General features: G+C 45.5%; 13 protein-coding genes and 2 pseudogenes. 7 read left to right on the top strand and 8 right to left on the bottom strand.

The window, feature by feature from the left end; genetic code table 11:
* Positions 1-162 precede the first annotated feature (162 nt).
* Both OCU60_RS06180 and OCU60_RS06175 read right to left on the bottom strand, forming a co-directional pair.
* The gene (locus OCU60_RS06180; RefSeq protein ID WP_370738683.1) at positions 163-2,586 is read right to left on the bottom strand and encodes a formate C-acetyltransferase/glycerol dehydratase family glycyl radical enzyme; all 2,424 of its coding nucleotides are present in this window, start codon (positions 2,584-2,586) and stop codon (positions 163-165) included.
* Between the two features lie 13 nt (positions 2,587-2,599).
* On the bottom strand, positions 2,600-3,499 hold the full coding sequence (locus OCU60_RS06175) for a glycyl-radical enzyme activating protein (RefSeq protein WP_074373740.1): 900 nt from the start codon (positions 3,497-3,499) through the stop codon (positions 2,600-2,602).
* A gap of 133 nt (positions 3,500-3,632) precedes the next feature.
* On the opposite strand from OCU60_RS06175, the gene fsa reads away from it, so the two are divergent.
* From fsa to OCU60_RS06150, 5 genes and pseudogenes are all read left to right on the top strand, one after another.
* Positions 3,633-4,295, top strand: a complete 663-nt coding sequence (gene fsa / locus OCU60_RS06170) for a fructose-6-phosphate aldolase (RefSeq protein ID WP_074373739.1) — start codon at positions 3,633-3,635, stop codon at positions 4,293-4,295.
* 246 nt (positions 4,296-4,541) lie between these two features.
* Entirely contained in the window at positions 4,542-5,282 is a 741-nt protein-coding gene (locus tag OCU60_RS06165; RefSeq protein WP_074373738.1) for a DeoR/GlpR family DNA-binding transcription regulator, read from the top strand.
* Between the two features lie 367 nt (positions 5,283-5,649).
* A pseudogene (locus OCU60_RS06160) lies at positions 5,650-5,916 on the top strand (YhdT family protein); the annotation flags it as partial.
* 67 nt (positions 5,917-5,983) lie between these two features.
* A complete protein-coding gene (gene panF, locus OCU60_RS06155) occupies positions 5,984-7,441 on the top strand; it encodes a sodium/pantothenate symporter (protein ID WP_074373736.1) in 1,458 nt (485 codons plus the stop codon).
* A gap of 228 nt (positions 7,442-7,669) precedes the next feature.
* Positions 7,670-7,927 carry a hypothetical protein gene (locus OCU60_RS06150; RefSeq protein ID WP_074373735.1) on the top strand — a complete coding sequence of 86 codons (258 nt, stop codon included), beginning with the start codon at positions 7,670-7,672 and terminating at the stop codon, positions 7,925-7,927.
* A 150-nt stretch (positions 7,928-8,077) separates the two neighbouring features.
* Here the strand turns inward: OCU60_RS06150 and OCU60_RS06145 are convergent, their stop codons facing one another.
* Positions 8,078-8,503, bottom strand: coding sequence for a hypothetical protein (locus OCU60_RS06145; RefSeq protein ID WP_074373734.1), 426 nt, complete (start codon positions 8,501-8,503; stop codon positions 8,078-8,080).
* A 177-nt stretch (positions 8,504-8,680) separates the two neighbouring features.
* On the bottom strand, positions 8,681-9,604 hold the full coding sequence (locus OCU60_RS06140; protein WP_083602697.1) for a HEPN domain-containing protein: 924 nt from the start codon (positions 9,602-9,604) through the stop codon (positions 8,681-8,683).
* 116 nt (positions 9,605-9,720) lie between these two features.
* On the opposite strand from OCU60_RS06140, the pseudogene OCU60_RS06135 reads away from it, so the two are divergent.
* A pseudogene (locus OCU60_RS06135) lies at positions 9,721-9,968 on the top strand (IS110 family transposase); the annotation flags it as partial.
* Between the two features lie 25 nt (positions 9,969-9,993).
* Here OCU60_RS06135 and OCU60_RS06130 read toward each other — a convergent pair.
* Positions 9,994-10,788 (bottom strand): YwqG family protein, encoded by a 795-nt coding sequence (locus OCU60_RS06130; RefSeq protein ID WP_074373733.1) that lies wholly within the window; start codon positions 10,786-10,788, stop codon positions 9,994-9,996.
* 169 nt (positions 10,789-10,957) lie between these two features.
* Positions 10,958-11,341, bottom strand: a complete 384-nt coding sequence (locus OCU60_RS06120; protein ID WP_074373732.1) for a GFA family protein — start codon at positions 11,339-11,341, stop codon at positions 10,958-10,960.
* 457 nt (positions 11,342-11,798) lie between these two features.
* Here OCU60_RS06120 and OCU60_RS06115 point away from each other — a divergent pair, with 457 nt between their 5' ends.
* Positions 11,799-12,023 carry a hypothetical protein gene (locus OCU60_RS06115; RefSeq protein WP_261854743.1) on the top strand — a complete coding sequence of 75 codons (225 nt, stop codon included), beginning with the start codon at positions 11,799-11,801 and terminating at the stop codon, positions 12,021-12,023.
* A gap of 244 nt (positions 12,024-12,267) precedes the next feature.
* Here OCU60_RS06115 and OCU60_RS06110 read toward each other — a convergent pair whose 3' ends face one another.
* Positions 12,268-12,486 (bottom strand): hypothetical protein, encoded by a 219-nt coding sequence (locus OCU60_RS06110; RefSeq protein WP_074373730.1) that lies wholly within the window; start codon positions 12,484-12,486, stop codon positions 12,268-12,270.
* A 38-nt stretch (positions 12,487-12,524) separates the two neighbouring features.
* Complete coding sequence (locus OCU60_RS06105) at positions 12,525-14,216, bottom strand: PAS domain-containing sensor histidine kinase (protein WP_074373729.1); 1,692 nt, start codon at positions 14,214-14,216, stop codon at positions 12,525-12,527.
* Between the last annotated feature and the right edge of the window lie 190 nt (positions 14,217-14,406).

Genomic DNA, 14,406 nt, shown 5'->3' with positions numbered 1-14,406 from the left:
CTCTCCAGCGCCGAAAGCTCAGGCATTACCTGAGCTTTCTTGTGTCGTCGGCCCAGAGATCTTTACACTCCGGTGTGCCCTGATGGTGGAATATGTCCGACAGGGACAGACTCGATGGAATTCGAGAGTTTTGATGTTATTTTGCAGTCCACCTCGAAAGATTCACAACACATGCTCTGTCCGGGCGATAATATCATCCTGAGTCTCCGGAGATAACGCAGTGAAAAAAGCAGAGTAACCTGCCACTCGGACCACCAGATCCCGATGCTGCTCCGGATGTTTTTTAGCTTCAATTAAGGTATTGCGGGAAACGACGTTATACTGAATATGCCAGCCACGGTGGATATCGAAGAATGTCCGCAACAGAGACATCAGTTTATGTCGGTCACTGTCATCGTCCAACATTGATGGATTTAGTTTCTGATTCAGTAATACCCCTCCCAGAATAGAGCCTGTTGGCAGTGCACTGACGGAGTTCATCACCGCCGTCGGTCCCAGATGATCGGTACCGGATGCAGGACTTGCACCTTCAGCCAATGGCATTCCGGCTTTGCGTCCGTCCGGTGTCGCCATCGTTGCAGCGCCAAACGGTACATTCGCTGAAATGGATGAAGTTCCGGCGTAATAATTACCACCGACAGGCCCTCGTCCATAGCGAGGGTTATGGTATTGTTTGAGTTCATCGATATAACTCTGATATGCACGAACCAATAACTGATCAACAGATTCATCATCATTGCCATACTTCGGTGCCCGGTTAACCAGACGCTGACGAAGCTGTTCATGTGTCAGTCCGGAAAAATCGTCAGATAGTGCCTGAGCCAGTTCCTGCTGACGAACCAAACCCTGTTCAAAAATCAATGTCTTTACCGCTGCCAGACTATTCCCCAGATTCGCAATCCCGACCTGTAGTCCGGAGACCCAGTCATACTTTGCACCGCCCTGTTTAATCGTTCTTGCCCGCTCAATACAGTCGTCAACCAGAGAAGAGCACAGAAGGTCATGTGCATTTTCTTCCAGCATGGTATCGACCACATATTCGATCTCAATTGATTTTCTGGTGTAGTAACGAATTTGCCGATCCCAGGCCAGCATCACGTCATCAAATGAAGAGAAGTTGCCTTGAGAGAGTGCCTGTTCCTGTGGCAGAAAGATCTGCCCCGATGTAGCATCCTGTCCCCCTTCCAGTGCCGCTAACATCACTCTGGCAAAATTGATGAAGCTCATCCCGGTGCAGCGATAGCCCCATTTCCCGGCAACCGCCGTTTCAATACAGCCGACAGCGGCATACTCATAAGCATCTTCAGGCGTCACTCCCAGACGAATAAATTCGGGAATAACGATTTCATCATTATTAAATGCCGGCATACCAAAACCGCAGCGAATCACTTGCACACAGGCATCTAAGAAATCATCACTCATTCCGGCATGATAGCGAACACTCAGATTTGGCTGAGTCGAACGTAACCGTCCGCAGGACTCAAGGATGGCATAAGATAACGAGTTCACCGCATCAACCGCCTGTCCTTCTATCAGCTTCTGTCCGCCAATCGTAACATTCTGATAAAGAGGGCTCCCCGCCGAGGCTTTTGAATGAGTCCCTGACCGAATCTTGTTGACCTCCAGCAGCTTTAACCAACAACATTGTAAAAGTTCAATCGCATCTTCCCGGCTCAGGGTTTTCTCTTGTTCAACATCTTGGTGATATAACGGATATAAGAACTGATCCATCCGCCCGAAAGAGACTGAATGACCATTTGACTCGATTTGCAGAAACAGTTGGATAAAATAAGCCAACTGCACTCCCTGCCAGAATGTTTGCGGAGGTTGATGAGCAATGACGTCACAGTTTTCAGCAATTGCCAGCAGTTCCCCCCTTCTCTGCTCTGTCCCAGCCTTTGCTGCTTCCCGGCGAGCCAGTTCTGCATAGCGATGGATATGCTGACTGACTGCGGCAAGCGTTATCGCTACGGCTCTGAGAAACTGATTACCATGCAGATCATCCAACACGGTCAGATTTATTCGGGCTTGACGCTGAGTGACCTTGTCACGTAACCAGTCCAGACCTTTCTCAAGCAACAGCGCATAATCAACCGCCAGATGGGCGTCTCCCGACGTCATATTTCCTTCGGCTTTAATCATCCCGGTTGCCAGAATATCTTTATGCTCCTGAGAAAAAATACCATAACAGCGATCCTGGACGGTCTGACCCTGCCACCAGGGAAGCACCCGGTGAATCGTATCTTTATTTTCCTGAGTCACGGAAAAACCGGCTCCGGGTCGCTCAGCCAATTCATCGATTTCCGCCAGAATCCAGTTCACCGTATACTCAGGAAAAACAGGAGCGGCGCGAACCTGACTGGCCTGATTACCAATAATCATTTCATCGTGTTTGATCCAGATCGTTCTCTGTTCAAGGTGATGAGCCAATGCCAACGCCCGGCGTACCGATACAGGTTTATCTGCATGCTGTTGATAGCTCTCGGTGTAATGAACGGCCCGCTCTGTGCACACTGCAGGCTGAACAATATGAATCAGTGCGTTTTTATGTGCCTGAATTCTCTCACTGGCCTGCTTCAGATTCAGTGTCACCATTATTTTATCCTCTCAAGGTTACTCTCAGACCATTGGCCTGAGCATAGTCCCGGGCAAAATCCAACAGTTCCGGAGCATCTAATCTTGTGGTACGAGCCAGATAAGGAAGCCCTAGCAACTGATATTTCTGTTTTCCCAGCGTGTGGTAAGGCAGAAAATGAATTTCTTTTCCCGACAGTTCCGCCGTCACAAAGTCAATAATCGCTTTAACCGATGACTCATCCGCATTAAAATCAGGAATCAGCGGAACCCGAATAATCACCGTTTTCCCTCGCTGGGAAAGCTTCTTCAGGTTAGTCATAACCTGTTTGGCGCTCCCGCGGGTCCAGCGTCTGAATATTTGTGGTTCGACATGTTTCAGATCCGCCAGAAACAGGTCAACATCAGCCAATGACGGTTCGATATATTTCCAGGGAACATGCAGGCAAGTTTCCACAGCGGTATGAATCCCTTCCTGATGGCACCGTGCAAGCAACTCTCCACTCAGTTCAGGCGCCATAAACGGCTCGCCACCGGACAAAGTCACACCACCGCCACTCCGATCATAAAAGGATCTATCTCTGCGAATAGTCTGCATGATCGTGTCAACGTCCAGCGCTTCACCACAGACAGTCAAAGCCTGTGCCGGGCAGAGCTGTTCTAAAACTGTCAAATGTTCTTCCTGTAGTTGTGCCCGATCGATGCACAGCTGCTCTCCGCTCTGTCGGATCACATCCGGAACGGCATCACAACACAATGTACACCCGGCCAGACACAAACTCGGGTCGAACAGAAGCTCTCGCCCACATTGGTGACTTTCCGGGTTCTGGCACCATCGGCATCGTAACGGGCAGCCTTTCATAAACACGACCGTTCGGATTCCCGGACCATCATGTGTTGAATAACGCTGAATATTAAAAATCATATTACACACCAGAAAATATTCGTACGGTCATTACAATACTTTCTAACGAAAATTTATTTGATATCGATCATAACAAGCTACAAAGATCAATCTATAATGGGCAGTATTAAAAATTCCGAGGAGCCAGCCATCAATGGAAATTTATCTGGATACCGCCGATATTGATGCGATCCGACACTTTCAACGTATCTTGCCACTCGCTGGTGTGACGACCAATCCAACAATCGTGGCTGCCTCCGGCAAGAAAATTCATGAGTTGCTCAGACAATTACGTGAAGTACTCGGAGAATCACCCCGGCTATTCGCTCAGGTGCTTGCCAGACAAGCAGAGGGCATGGTGGAAGAAGCCCGTTATCTGCGGAGTATCGATGAGAATATGGTCGTCAAAGTCCCGGTGACGGTTGAAGGGCTAGCCGCCATGAACCAACTGAAACAGGAAGGGGTTCCGCTACTTGGCACAGCGGTATATAGCGCCAGTCAGGGACTGCTTGCGGCCACAGCCGGTGCTCAATATATTGCGCCGTATGTTAATCGACTGGATGCATTGTCCGGTAATGGCACTGAGACCGTGATCACCCTGAGCCGATTGTTACAATTACACGCTCCGCAAACCAAAATACTGGCAGCCAGCTTTAAAAACTGCCGTCAGGTAATAGATTGCCTAATCGCCGGAGCCCAAGCCGTTACAGTTCCAGTGGATGTTGCCGGGCAGTTAATCGCCTCACCGGCAACGGATAGTGCCCTCACTCAGTTTGAGAAAGACTGGTGCAAAACTTATCAATCATTGCATTTTTGAATAGGTTCGGGGAAAACAAACTCATAACGTCTTTCATTTCATTGTGAAGCTTGTCAGTTCCTATTTTATGCCCATCTAAAGCAACAATTTCACCGGCTTTAAACTGCTTACAACTGTCCATCTTCAAATAAGATGAATTCATGGCTTTAAGCTTCGTGTATTCCTGAAAGGTGTATGTCCTTCTAACTTACTTTCCTTCTAACTTAAGGTAATATAGAAACAATCCCTACCTAACAGAACCATGTAATGAATCAAAGACAGCAGAGCATTCTTCAGCTTGTAGCGGAGAAAAAGAAAATCAGTGTGAACGAACTCGCAGACATTACTGGGGTGTCGGTTGTCACAGTCCGGCATGACCTAAATTTTCTTGAACAGGGGAAATTCCTCAAACGGGTTCACGGGTTCGCGGTTGCAATCAACAGCGAAGACACCGAAACCCGACTGATGACGAATTACTCGCAGAAGCAGGCACTCGCTGAATATGCCGCATCACTGGTACATGACGGAGAAACAGTTTTTATTGAAAGCGGCAGTACCAATGCACTGTTGGCCCGTCTGCTTGGAAAAAAACGTAATATGACCCTGATAACAGTCAGCAATTATATTGCCCACCTGCTACGGGACAGTGAATGTGAAGTCATCTTGCTTGGCGGCATATACCAGAAACGCAGTGAAAGTATGGTGGGGCCGCTGACCCGGCAGAATCTACAACAGGTTCATTTCAGTAAATTGTTTATTGGTGTTGACGGCTATCATCCGGAAACAGGATTTACCGGTAGAGACATGATGCGCACCGATATCGTCAATGCGGCCTTACAAAAATGTTCTGAAAACATTGTGTTAACTGATAGTACTAAATTCGGTGTAATTCATCCTCATCCAATCGGACCGGCTCATTTTATCCATCGGGTCATCACTGATCAGCAATTAGAGCCAAACTATCAGGCGAGCTTATCAGAACACCAAATCAACATGGCTTTGGTATAATTTTTAGCTCACCTTCAAGTCGTATGATGAATCACGGGACATCACCGATGGATCACTATTTTAGCCATTCACCGTAATGGACCGGCTGAATCGCTTGAGCAGAATCATCTTCCGGATGATACAGGGACGCAAGGTTCTGGCTGACTCAATGTGCAGCAAGATAAATACTCACTTCCCGCTGCTGACCAAATTTAAGCGATTGTCTTGGTTCACCGCTTTCATGCAGACAATATTCCCAAATTACCTCAAATGCATTCTATCTGGTATGATCACCAGCCAAATTAACCCATTGGTATTAATACTGATTATATCATTTCAGGAATAGTGACCTCTTCAGAGTTATATGAAACAGGGAGAATCATATCAGATGAATCAACAGACCAACCCTCATCGTCAGGCGCATCGGGAAGCCTTATGGGCAATTGCTCTGGCATTGGGATATTTTATCTGGTGGTACGCCACAGCTTACGGCTTCTCTCCAGCGCCTGAATCTCAGGCATTACCTGAGCTTTATTGGGGAATGCCGTTATGGTTTCTACTTTCTTGTGTTGTCGGCCCGGTACTCTTTACACTCTTGTGTGCCCTGATGGTGAAATATGTCTACCGTAATTTCTCTCTATCCACAGAAGAAGACGTTTTGGAACCCGCCCCTCACACACTGAATTCATCTCAGACCAACACCTCACAACAGAACGAAGATCATGAATAGTCAACTGATTATCCCTTTACTCATCTATCTTGCCGCAGTCTTTGCACTCGCCATGCTAACCCGACGGCATCATCGGCCGGGCCAGTTTCTCAGTGAATATTTTATCGGCAGTCGTAGCCTCGGCGGGTTTGTCCTCGCGATGACACTGGCAGCAACGTATGCCAGTGCCAGCAGTTTTATCGGTGGGCCGGGTGCTGCCTATAAAATGGGGCTGGGCTGGGTATTACTGGCGATGATTCAATTGCCCGCAACTTGGCTGACCTTAGGTGTGCTGGGGAAAAAGTTTGCGATGGAAGCCAGACGCCACAATGCGGTGACTCTCAATGACATTTTGTTTGCCCGTTTTCAGAGTCGCACCGTGGTTATCATTGCTTCACTCACGCTGCTGCTCGCCTTTTTCGGCACCATGGTGGTTCAGTTCGTCGGTGGAGCGCGATTACTCCAGACCGTCACCGGATTGTCTTATCACCAAGGTCTGTTTCTGTTTGCCTGTACTGTCGGGTTATATACCACCATCGGTGGCTTCCGGGCTGTCGTCCTGACCGATACCGTTCAGGGCATCATGATGCTGATCGGGACATTCGTCTTGCTTTGGGGTGTGATCCATGCCGGCAACGGTATCGGTGAATTAATCACCCGGCTACATCACATTGACCCGGCGTTAGTCACCCCATACGGGCCGGACCATTTTCTCAATCAGCCATTTATTCTCAGTTTCTGGGTATTAGTCTGTTTCGGGGTGATCGGCTTGCCTCACGCAGCAATTCGCTGTATGTCTTACAAAGACAGCGCTTCATTACATAAAGGCATTGTCATCAGTACCATTATGATGGCGTTACTGATGTTCGGCACCCATCTGGCCGGTGCGCTGGGCCGAGCAATTGTACCGGAAGTTGCCAGCCCTGATCTCATCATGCCAACACTGATGATGACAGTGTTGCCACCGATGGTTGCGGGGATTTTTCTCGCCGGCCCCATGGCTGCGATCATGTCCACGATTGACTCACAACTGATTCAGGCTTCTGCAACCCTGCTGAAAGACCTTTATCTCAACTATATTAATCCCCAGATGCTGAACGAAGATCAGGGAGAGCGAAAACTCAGCCGGCTTTCCGTCTGGGTGACCGCGATTTTTGCGCTGCTGGTCTTTTTGGCCGCCACCCACCCGCCAGATATGATTATCTGGCTGAATCTGATGGCTTTAGGTGGTTTGCAAGCTGTCTTTCTCTGGCCGTTAGTGCTGGGGTTATATTGGTCGAAAGCATCGGCAACAGGCGCGCTGAGCAGCATGATAGTCGGCTTGGCCAGTTATATTTCGTTGGCGCTCTTCAAGCCTGATCTCAGCGGGATTCATCCGATTGTGCCGACTTTGATCCTCGGTTTGGTGGCCTTTATTGTCGGTAGTTATCTTAAGCCCTCAGCCGCTTCAGCGGTTGTGGCGGCTGAATGATGATGCAGGTGTTTGGGACGCAATCACATTCATTGATTTCATTAGCATTGTCGAATGCGCCCCAGTTCCTTTTGATGGATGTCAAAAGGAACCAAAAGCATCTTTTTTGGGTTCAGTACGCGTTATCAGGGTCGGATTGATTCGCATCCTGCTCAAGATTTTTTGTTAGGGGATAATTGAAAAATCCTCCATGATTTTTCACCCTGAGTCTCGTGACCAATCCAGCTTTTGCTATGTTTCACCCAATTCAAACAAACCACCCAACCAAGAAAACCATTCACGGATGAATGGTTAGACTTTTCCGGGCAGGACGCCCGTAAAGCCGGTTCTGGACAACGTGCGACGCCGTCAAACAAAAAAGATTTTCTGGTTCGTCTTTCATCTCTGAAAGATGAACTGGCGCACAGAGCACCGAAGCCTCTGAAACCGAAAAACGTCATTGTGCGTCAAACTGCAACGCCGATGGCTGGAAACGTAAAAGGATGATGCTGAGTTTGGGACGCAATCACTTTCCTCGATTTCATTAGCATCTCCGAAAGCGCCCCAGAGACTTTTGCCCAGCAGCAAAAGTCCCCAAAAATGCCTTGAGTTTAAGTTCAGCACACGCAATCAGGGTCGGATTGATTCGCATCCTGCTCAAGATTTTTTGTTAGGGGATAATTGAAAAATCCTCCATGATTTTTCACCCTGAGTCTCGTGACCAATCCAGCTTTTGCTATGTTTCACCCAATTCAAACAAACCACCCAACCAAGAAAACCATTCACGGATGAATGGTTAGGCTTTTCCGGGCAGGACGCCCGTAAAAGCCGGTTCTGGACAACACGCAACTCAGCCAAACAAAAAAGATTTTCTGGTTCGTCTTTCATCTCTGAAAGATGAACTGGCGCACAGAGCACCGAAGCCTCTGAAACCGAAAAACGAGATTGTGCGTCAAAATTTGGGGCCGAAGGCTGGGGAGATGAACATTGTGGCTCTGTTGTTTGAGGCGCAATGAGTTTATTAATTTCTGCGACATCTGATGCACGCGCCCCAGATACTTTTGGCGTTCCAAAAGTACCCAAAAGAACGTTTTAGTTCGTGGTCGCTGCCCGGGTCGCTTTTATTCGCTCCTGCTCACGAAAAGCTTAAAATTCATCCATGAATTTTTACCCTGAGTGCATCGTTCAAGTCGGCTCTTAAAATGTTTCTCTCAATTCAAATAAGCCACTAAACCAAGAAAACCATTCACAGGAGAATGGTTAGGCAGAATCAATCCGCGCGAAACAAACCCGTTCAACGACCGCTTTTAACTGCAACACTCTCCCTTCGAGATAAGCCAGCTCTTCTTCAGTGATTTCGTAATGTTCAGAGTAACGCGCTTCGATATAAGCCCGTTGTAGGCGGCGGAAACTGCGACGGTGCAATTTGCTGTCGAGCGGGAAAATCGTCGCAAAATCAGGGGCGATTTGTGAACAAAGTTTACCCAGCTTTTCAATATCGTGAGATTTGGGTAGGTAATTGGTGCAGACGAGTAACGTTCCGGCAAGAAACCGTTCTGTCGATTGATGAAGGAGAAAAGCTGCTTGTTTCAACTTGCCGCGATTTTTATCAAATTGATAAGTCACCAGAAAATCCGAAGCACTCTCAAACCACTGCTCATAATGCTTACGGGCGATTTCCCGTTTTTCTGCCTCGGTTAAATCCCCCGGCTCTACCAGCTGTTTCGGTGTGGCGGCAAACAGCTCAATCCCTTCTTCGCGAATATCTTTAAAGAAATAATGCCCCTGTTGCAGTCGATTATTCACTTCGTTTAAATCATGCACAATCAAACCCAGCGGAGCAGAGGTGACTTTCCGGTCAATCTGCTCTTTGGCGCGTTGCCAGACGACATCTTCCTCAACCATTGCTGCTTTATTCACAATCACCAGAATATCGTAATCACTAATATAACCATTAACCGGATCCTTGACCCAATTCCCTTTCGCATGGCTGCCAAACAGGATGATTTTCAGAATACGGAACTCACTCTTACTCCCCGCTTTACCTTGCAGATAATCGTCTAACGTGTCGCGCAGAATAGTTGAAATCGTCGCCAGCTCACGCTGTTTATATTCGGGCAGATGGTCAAGTGCTGTTTTCATAATCGCGGCATAGGGTTGGTGGTGGATGAATGGCGTTAGCATAAAAGAAGCGTTCAACAAAAAACACCGTTTATCATAGTTTTATCGGTGTTGCGGGGAAAAATGCGACGGATTTCTTGCTTTAATCTTTTTGTGAGTGGTGGTGAAGTGTCCAAAACAAAGGCAGGAGCATGCTCCAAGGAGGGGGCTCGCAAATACGTGTCGTTTTGTACATGGCAATGATGTCTGCGTTGCAACCCATCCAGTTTTTAAGGCTACTTATCAGCGCCTTTTAGCTGTTGGAAAACCCAAGAAAGTGGCAATCATTACCTGCATCGGAAAAATGGTTGTTATCCTCAATTCGATGCTCAGAGACGGAAGCAAATGGGACGCTAATATGGGTAAAAATTCATTATTGACGGCATAGCCTCTGGTTATGCCAAAAATTTAGGTTAACAGCAGTCCCAGTAAAAATAAGCATTCTCAAATTTTTCTGCTTTTAGATCTTCAGGGTTAATGAAAATATGTCCAATTCCGCTATCGCCAAACATAATATAATCATCGACGTCTATTTGAAGCAACTGAACATCATTTCTTTGTTCTTTACTGTAATCTCGAGGATCGCCCTGGGTAAAATCAGCGTAGCCTCCAATTTTATGCCCTGTTGAAGAGAAGTAGTTATCAAACTCCGCTTTACCAGCATCATTTAAGCCTTCTTCGAAGTCCCAATAATCTTTAGAACCAAACATAAAGGAGAATTGTGAATCTTCACTACAGCCTGTATCTATAGCCTTCTTGAATATCATCTCATGAATTCTATTGATCGGTAGCTCTTCATAAAGTTTCTCATTAATAAATGAAAAATCAGTGACCGCACTTTTTTCAAGATCACTCTCTTTATGGAAGATTATTTTTCCTGAATCCATATCCCACCAGTCATCGGTAGGGAAGAAAAGCTGTAACAAGCCAGAAGATGGAAAGCCTTCTAGACTAGGAGTTTCTGAAAAATTTATTTGAGCTAGCAAAACCATTGGGTTACCAGCCTTATCCATTGGGTATTCAGAATCAATTGGATAAAAAGGAAAACCAAGAAACTTGCTTCTAGTTAGATTCAACGGGTCGGCTGAAAGGCCGGTATTTAATGCTTTAGCTTCAACTGAGATATATTCACGTTGTAGCTTTTTAAGGTCATCTTCAAACTCTTTAAGAACTGAAGGAACTACGATTTTATCTTCACTTGAATTCATTAATATGTTCCTTGGTTGGAAGGGTATAACGCCGCGTTAAGTAGTGAGCGACACCTCCACTTAACCTAAATCATTGTGCCGTAAACACTAAATTCAAAGCAAACCGAAAATGCCATGCGTTGCGAATCTGCCTTAAACGCCTTGTTATAACACGCCTCAACATTTGCGCTTACAAGTTAATGCTGTCTTTTGGGTGATGAATACCATCGTAAATTTTGACTGGCTCCAAATCATAAGGATTAACACCTTCAAGACACGCAACATTAATTGCGAATTGATGTGGATTGGAGCGCCTTTGGTGATGAGTGTATATGCCGCAAGTTTTACAAAAGTAGTGCTTCGCCGTCATGGTATTAAATTGATAAAGGGTCAAGTTATCTTCACCTTTTACAATTTTGAGGTTTTCAAGCAAGACTGATGCAGCAATTGCTCCGCGCTTCCTACACATAGAACAAGAGCAACGACGAGGGTCTTCTAGTCCATTTGGCATCGTTAGTTCCAATTCAACTGCACCACAATGACATTGTGCATTGTGTACTCTTTTTATGTCCATATTATTGCCTCCATGCTGACACTCCGGAAAGTGTTATAACAGTTTATTATACAGAGCCACTCTATAGGGATACTTCTGTATAACTTACTGACACTCAATGAAACTTCTGTCCTAAACGCATGAAAATACAGACAAAATGCCAGTAAAAAATGTCATTACATCAGAAATCACAGTACAACGCTATCTAATTTGCTCACAAATGATTGACTAACATTCCCACCACCATATATACATCTCGTATCATTACCATGCGTTTGCGAATAATCATCAAAACACCCTACATAGCATTGAATATGTTACTGAAAATCGCCAGTAAAAATTGACATAAACATGACATTTTTGACATCAATAAGGTTTGTACGAAATTGCAGCGTTTTAATCATCAGGAGATTGGCTTTTAAAAATGTTGCGCCCAACGTCAAATCAACCACTCAACCAAGAAAACCATTCCGGGAGAATGATTAGGCTTTTTCCGGGCAGGACGCCCGTAAAAGCCGGTTCTGGACAACACGCAACTCAGCCAAACAAAAAAGATTTTCTGGTTCGTCTTTCATCTCTGAAAGATGAACTGGCGCACAGAGCTCAGAAGCCTCTGAAATTGAGTAACGCAATTGTGCGTCAAAATTCGGTGCCAATGGCTGGGGAGATGAACATTGTGGCTCTGTTGTTTGAGGCGCAATGAGTTTATTAATTTCTGCGACATCTGATGCACGCGCCCCAGATACTTTTGGCGTTCCAAAAGTACCCAAAAGAACGTTTTAGTTCGTGGTCGCTGCCCGGGTCGCTTTTATTCGCTCCTGCTCACGAAAAGCTTAAAATTCATCCATGAATTTTTACCCTGAGCCCATCGATCCAATTGCCTTTTAGAATGTTTCACTGAATTCAAATAAATCTACAAACCAAGAAAACCATTCAAGGAAGAATGGTTAAGCTTTTCCGGGCAGGACGCCCGTAAAAGCCGGTTCTGGACAACGTGCGACGCCGTCAAACAAAAAAAGATTTTCTGGTTCGTCTTTCATCTCTGAAAGATGAACTGTCGCACAGAGTGCCAATGCCTCTGAAATTGAGTAACGCAATGGTGCGTCAAAATTTGGGGCCAATGGCTGGGGAATATAAAAATTGAGGTGCAGCGGTTTGGTGCGCAATCACTTTCCTCAATTTTATCCCTAAAGGGACAGTCGGTTCATTTATGTATTGGAAGCGTTACCGTGAAAGTACTACCTTTGCCAATTTCACTCTCAACTCTAATTTCACCACCATGGTTTTGAATAATGCCATAGCTGATAGAAAGTCCAAGACCCGTTCCTTTACCAACATCCTTTGTGGTATAAAAAGGTTCAAATATCCGGGCCAAATCTTTTGGTAAAATTCCACCACCGGTATCGGTAATAGATACATTAATATTTTTTTCATCACACCAAGTGCGCACCGTGATTGTTCCCTGGTCCTTGATTGCTTGGGCCGCATTGACCAGAAGATTAAGAAAAACTTGGTTCAACTGCTGTGGATAACAGTTAATTTTAGGGATATTTCCGAACTCATGTTCGAGAGTGGCTACATATTTGATCTCGTTCCAAGCAATATTCATTGTAGTCTTTATTGTCTCGTTCAGATCGATTAATGTGTAATCGGCTTGATCTATCCTGGAAAAAGTCTTTAACTCCTGAACAATGTGCTTTACTCGTTCAGCGCCGTCCAGACTCTCAACTATGAGCTCTTTTACATCCTCCGATATATAATCGATCTTGAGTTTTTCCCTGATTTCAGCCAACTGGAAGTCGTTGGGAATGTCCGCAAGGGCTATCGCCTGATCCTCCACAGTAATGAATTCAGTCAGACACTCAATATATTTCCTGAGGCTGGAAAGGTTGCTTATGATAAATCCCATCGGGTTGTTTATTTCGTGCGCCACACCTGCTGCCAGTTGCCCGATGGACGCCATTTTCTCCTGATGAATTATATATGTCTGTGTTTGTTTTAATTCTTTTTCAGCTTTTTTTCTTTCAGTAATATCTTGGAGAATGACAACTTTGCCTGTGTACTTAAAACTAATATCCTCCATGGGATGAAAACGCGCCAACACCTGGCATTCATCCTTGTCCGGCAATTCAATTAAATACTCGTATTCTTTTTCATCGCCTGTCTCATAAAAACGAGACAACTCATCTTCCAACCATGGAAAAGGTATTCTGTCATCAGGATGTGAATAATAGTGTCCACCCGATTTAGCTGTGGGATCGATCATCTGTGCCCCAGAAAAATTCATATGAACGATACGTCTTTTATCATCCAGTAGAAAAACTGCCGTCGGCATACTTTCGAAAATGGTAAGAAACTTGTTCTTCTCATTGGTGATCCGGCGGTTGGTTTCCTGCAGTTCTCCAATAGCCCGGTTCATTGTATCGCTCCTGCCCCATTCGGCACAAAAAGCTATTTCGATCCGATCAAAAACCCGCTCAATAAAATGGGAATACTTCTCTCTATCATTATTGACTTCGTTTAGAGGTTCCTCTTTAGATACCTGCCCTATAGGGTAGGACTTTCGGAGCAAATCAAGGTATGTTTGTCGGTAATACTTCATCAAACCCAGGAACATCTCAAGCGTAACTCCGCGGGATCTATGCTTCTGAGCCTCAAGAACTCCGAAAGCTGCAATGGGGTCGGAAATGTAGGTATCTTCGGGGGACAATTCCCAAGGATCTTCCGAAATAGTAAGTGCCGATATGATGGAGTCTGTCAACCCAACAATTGAAATCCTCCAAGCTTCTTCTAAAGTCGAAGTATAACGGCTGTAATCTCTTTCCACGGCATAATCACGGATACGACGCATTAACCACAATTCATTTTTTCTGAGAAGTTGTTCTAATGGATGCATTGCGAAGTCTCCATTTGATTTTGGCGAGTCAAAATCAGCAATTTTCCTATTCTTGAAATGCGAACAGTTTATTATAGAACCACTCTATAGGAATACTTCTGTATAACTTACTGACACTCGATGAAATTTCTGTCCTAATCGCATGAAAATACAGACAAAATTCCAGTAAAAAATATCACTACGTCAGAAA

The organism is Vibrio spartinae (assembly GCF_024347135.1).
Lineage (GTDB): Bacteria > Pseudomonadota > Gammaproteobacteria > Enterobacterales > Vibrionaceae > Vibrio > Vibrio spartinae.
This window is presented reverse-complemented; position numbering and strand designations above follow the sequence as displayed.

What these genes read in the sequence shown, in the direction of transcription:
- OCU60_RS06175 (WP_074373740.1), bottom strand. Translation starts at nt 3,499, where the DNA reads ATGATTTTTAATATTCAGCGTTATTCAACACATGATGGTCCGGGAATC.
- fsa (WP_074373739.1), top strand. Translation starts at nt 3,633, where the DNA reads ATGGAAATTTATCTGGATACCGCCGATATTGATGCGATCCGACACTTT.
- OCU60_RS06165 (WP_074373738.1), top strand. Translation starts at nt 4,542, where the DNA reads ATGAATCAAAGACAGCAGAGCATTCTTCAGCTTGTAGCGGAGAAAAAG.
- panF (WP_074373736.1), top strand. Translation starts at nt 5,984, where the DNA reads ATGAATAGTCAACTGATTATCCCTTTACTCATCTATCTTGCCGCAGTC.
- OCU60_RS06140 (WP_083602697.1), bottom strand. Translation starts at nt 9,604, where the DNA reads ATGCTAACGCCATTCATCCACCACCAACCCTATGCCGCGATTATGAAA.
- OCU60_RS06130 (WP_074373733.1), bottom strand. Translation starts at nt 10,788, where the DNA reads ATGAATTCAAGTGAAGATAAAATCGTAGTTCCTTCAGTTCTTAAAGAG.
- OCU60_RS06120 (WP_074373732.1), bottom strand. Translation starts at nt 11,341, where the DNA reads ATGGACATAAAAAGAGTACACAATGCACAATGTCATTGTGGTGCAGTT.
- OCU60_RS06115 (WP_261854743.1), top strand. Translation starts at nt 11,799, where the DNA reads ATGATTAGGCTTTTTCCGGGCAGGACGCCCGTAAAAGCCGGTTCTGGA.
- OCU60_RS06105 (WP_074373729.1), bottom strand. Translation starts at nt 14,216, where the DNA reads ATGCATCCATTAGAACAACTTCTCAGAAAAAATGAATTGTGGTTAATG.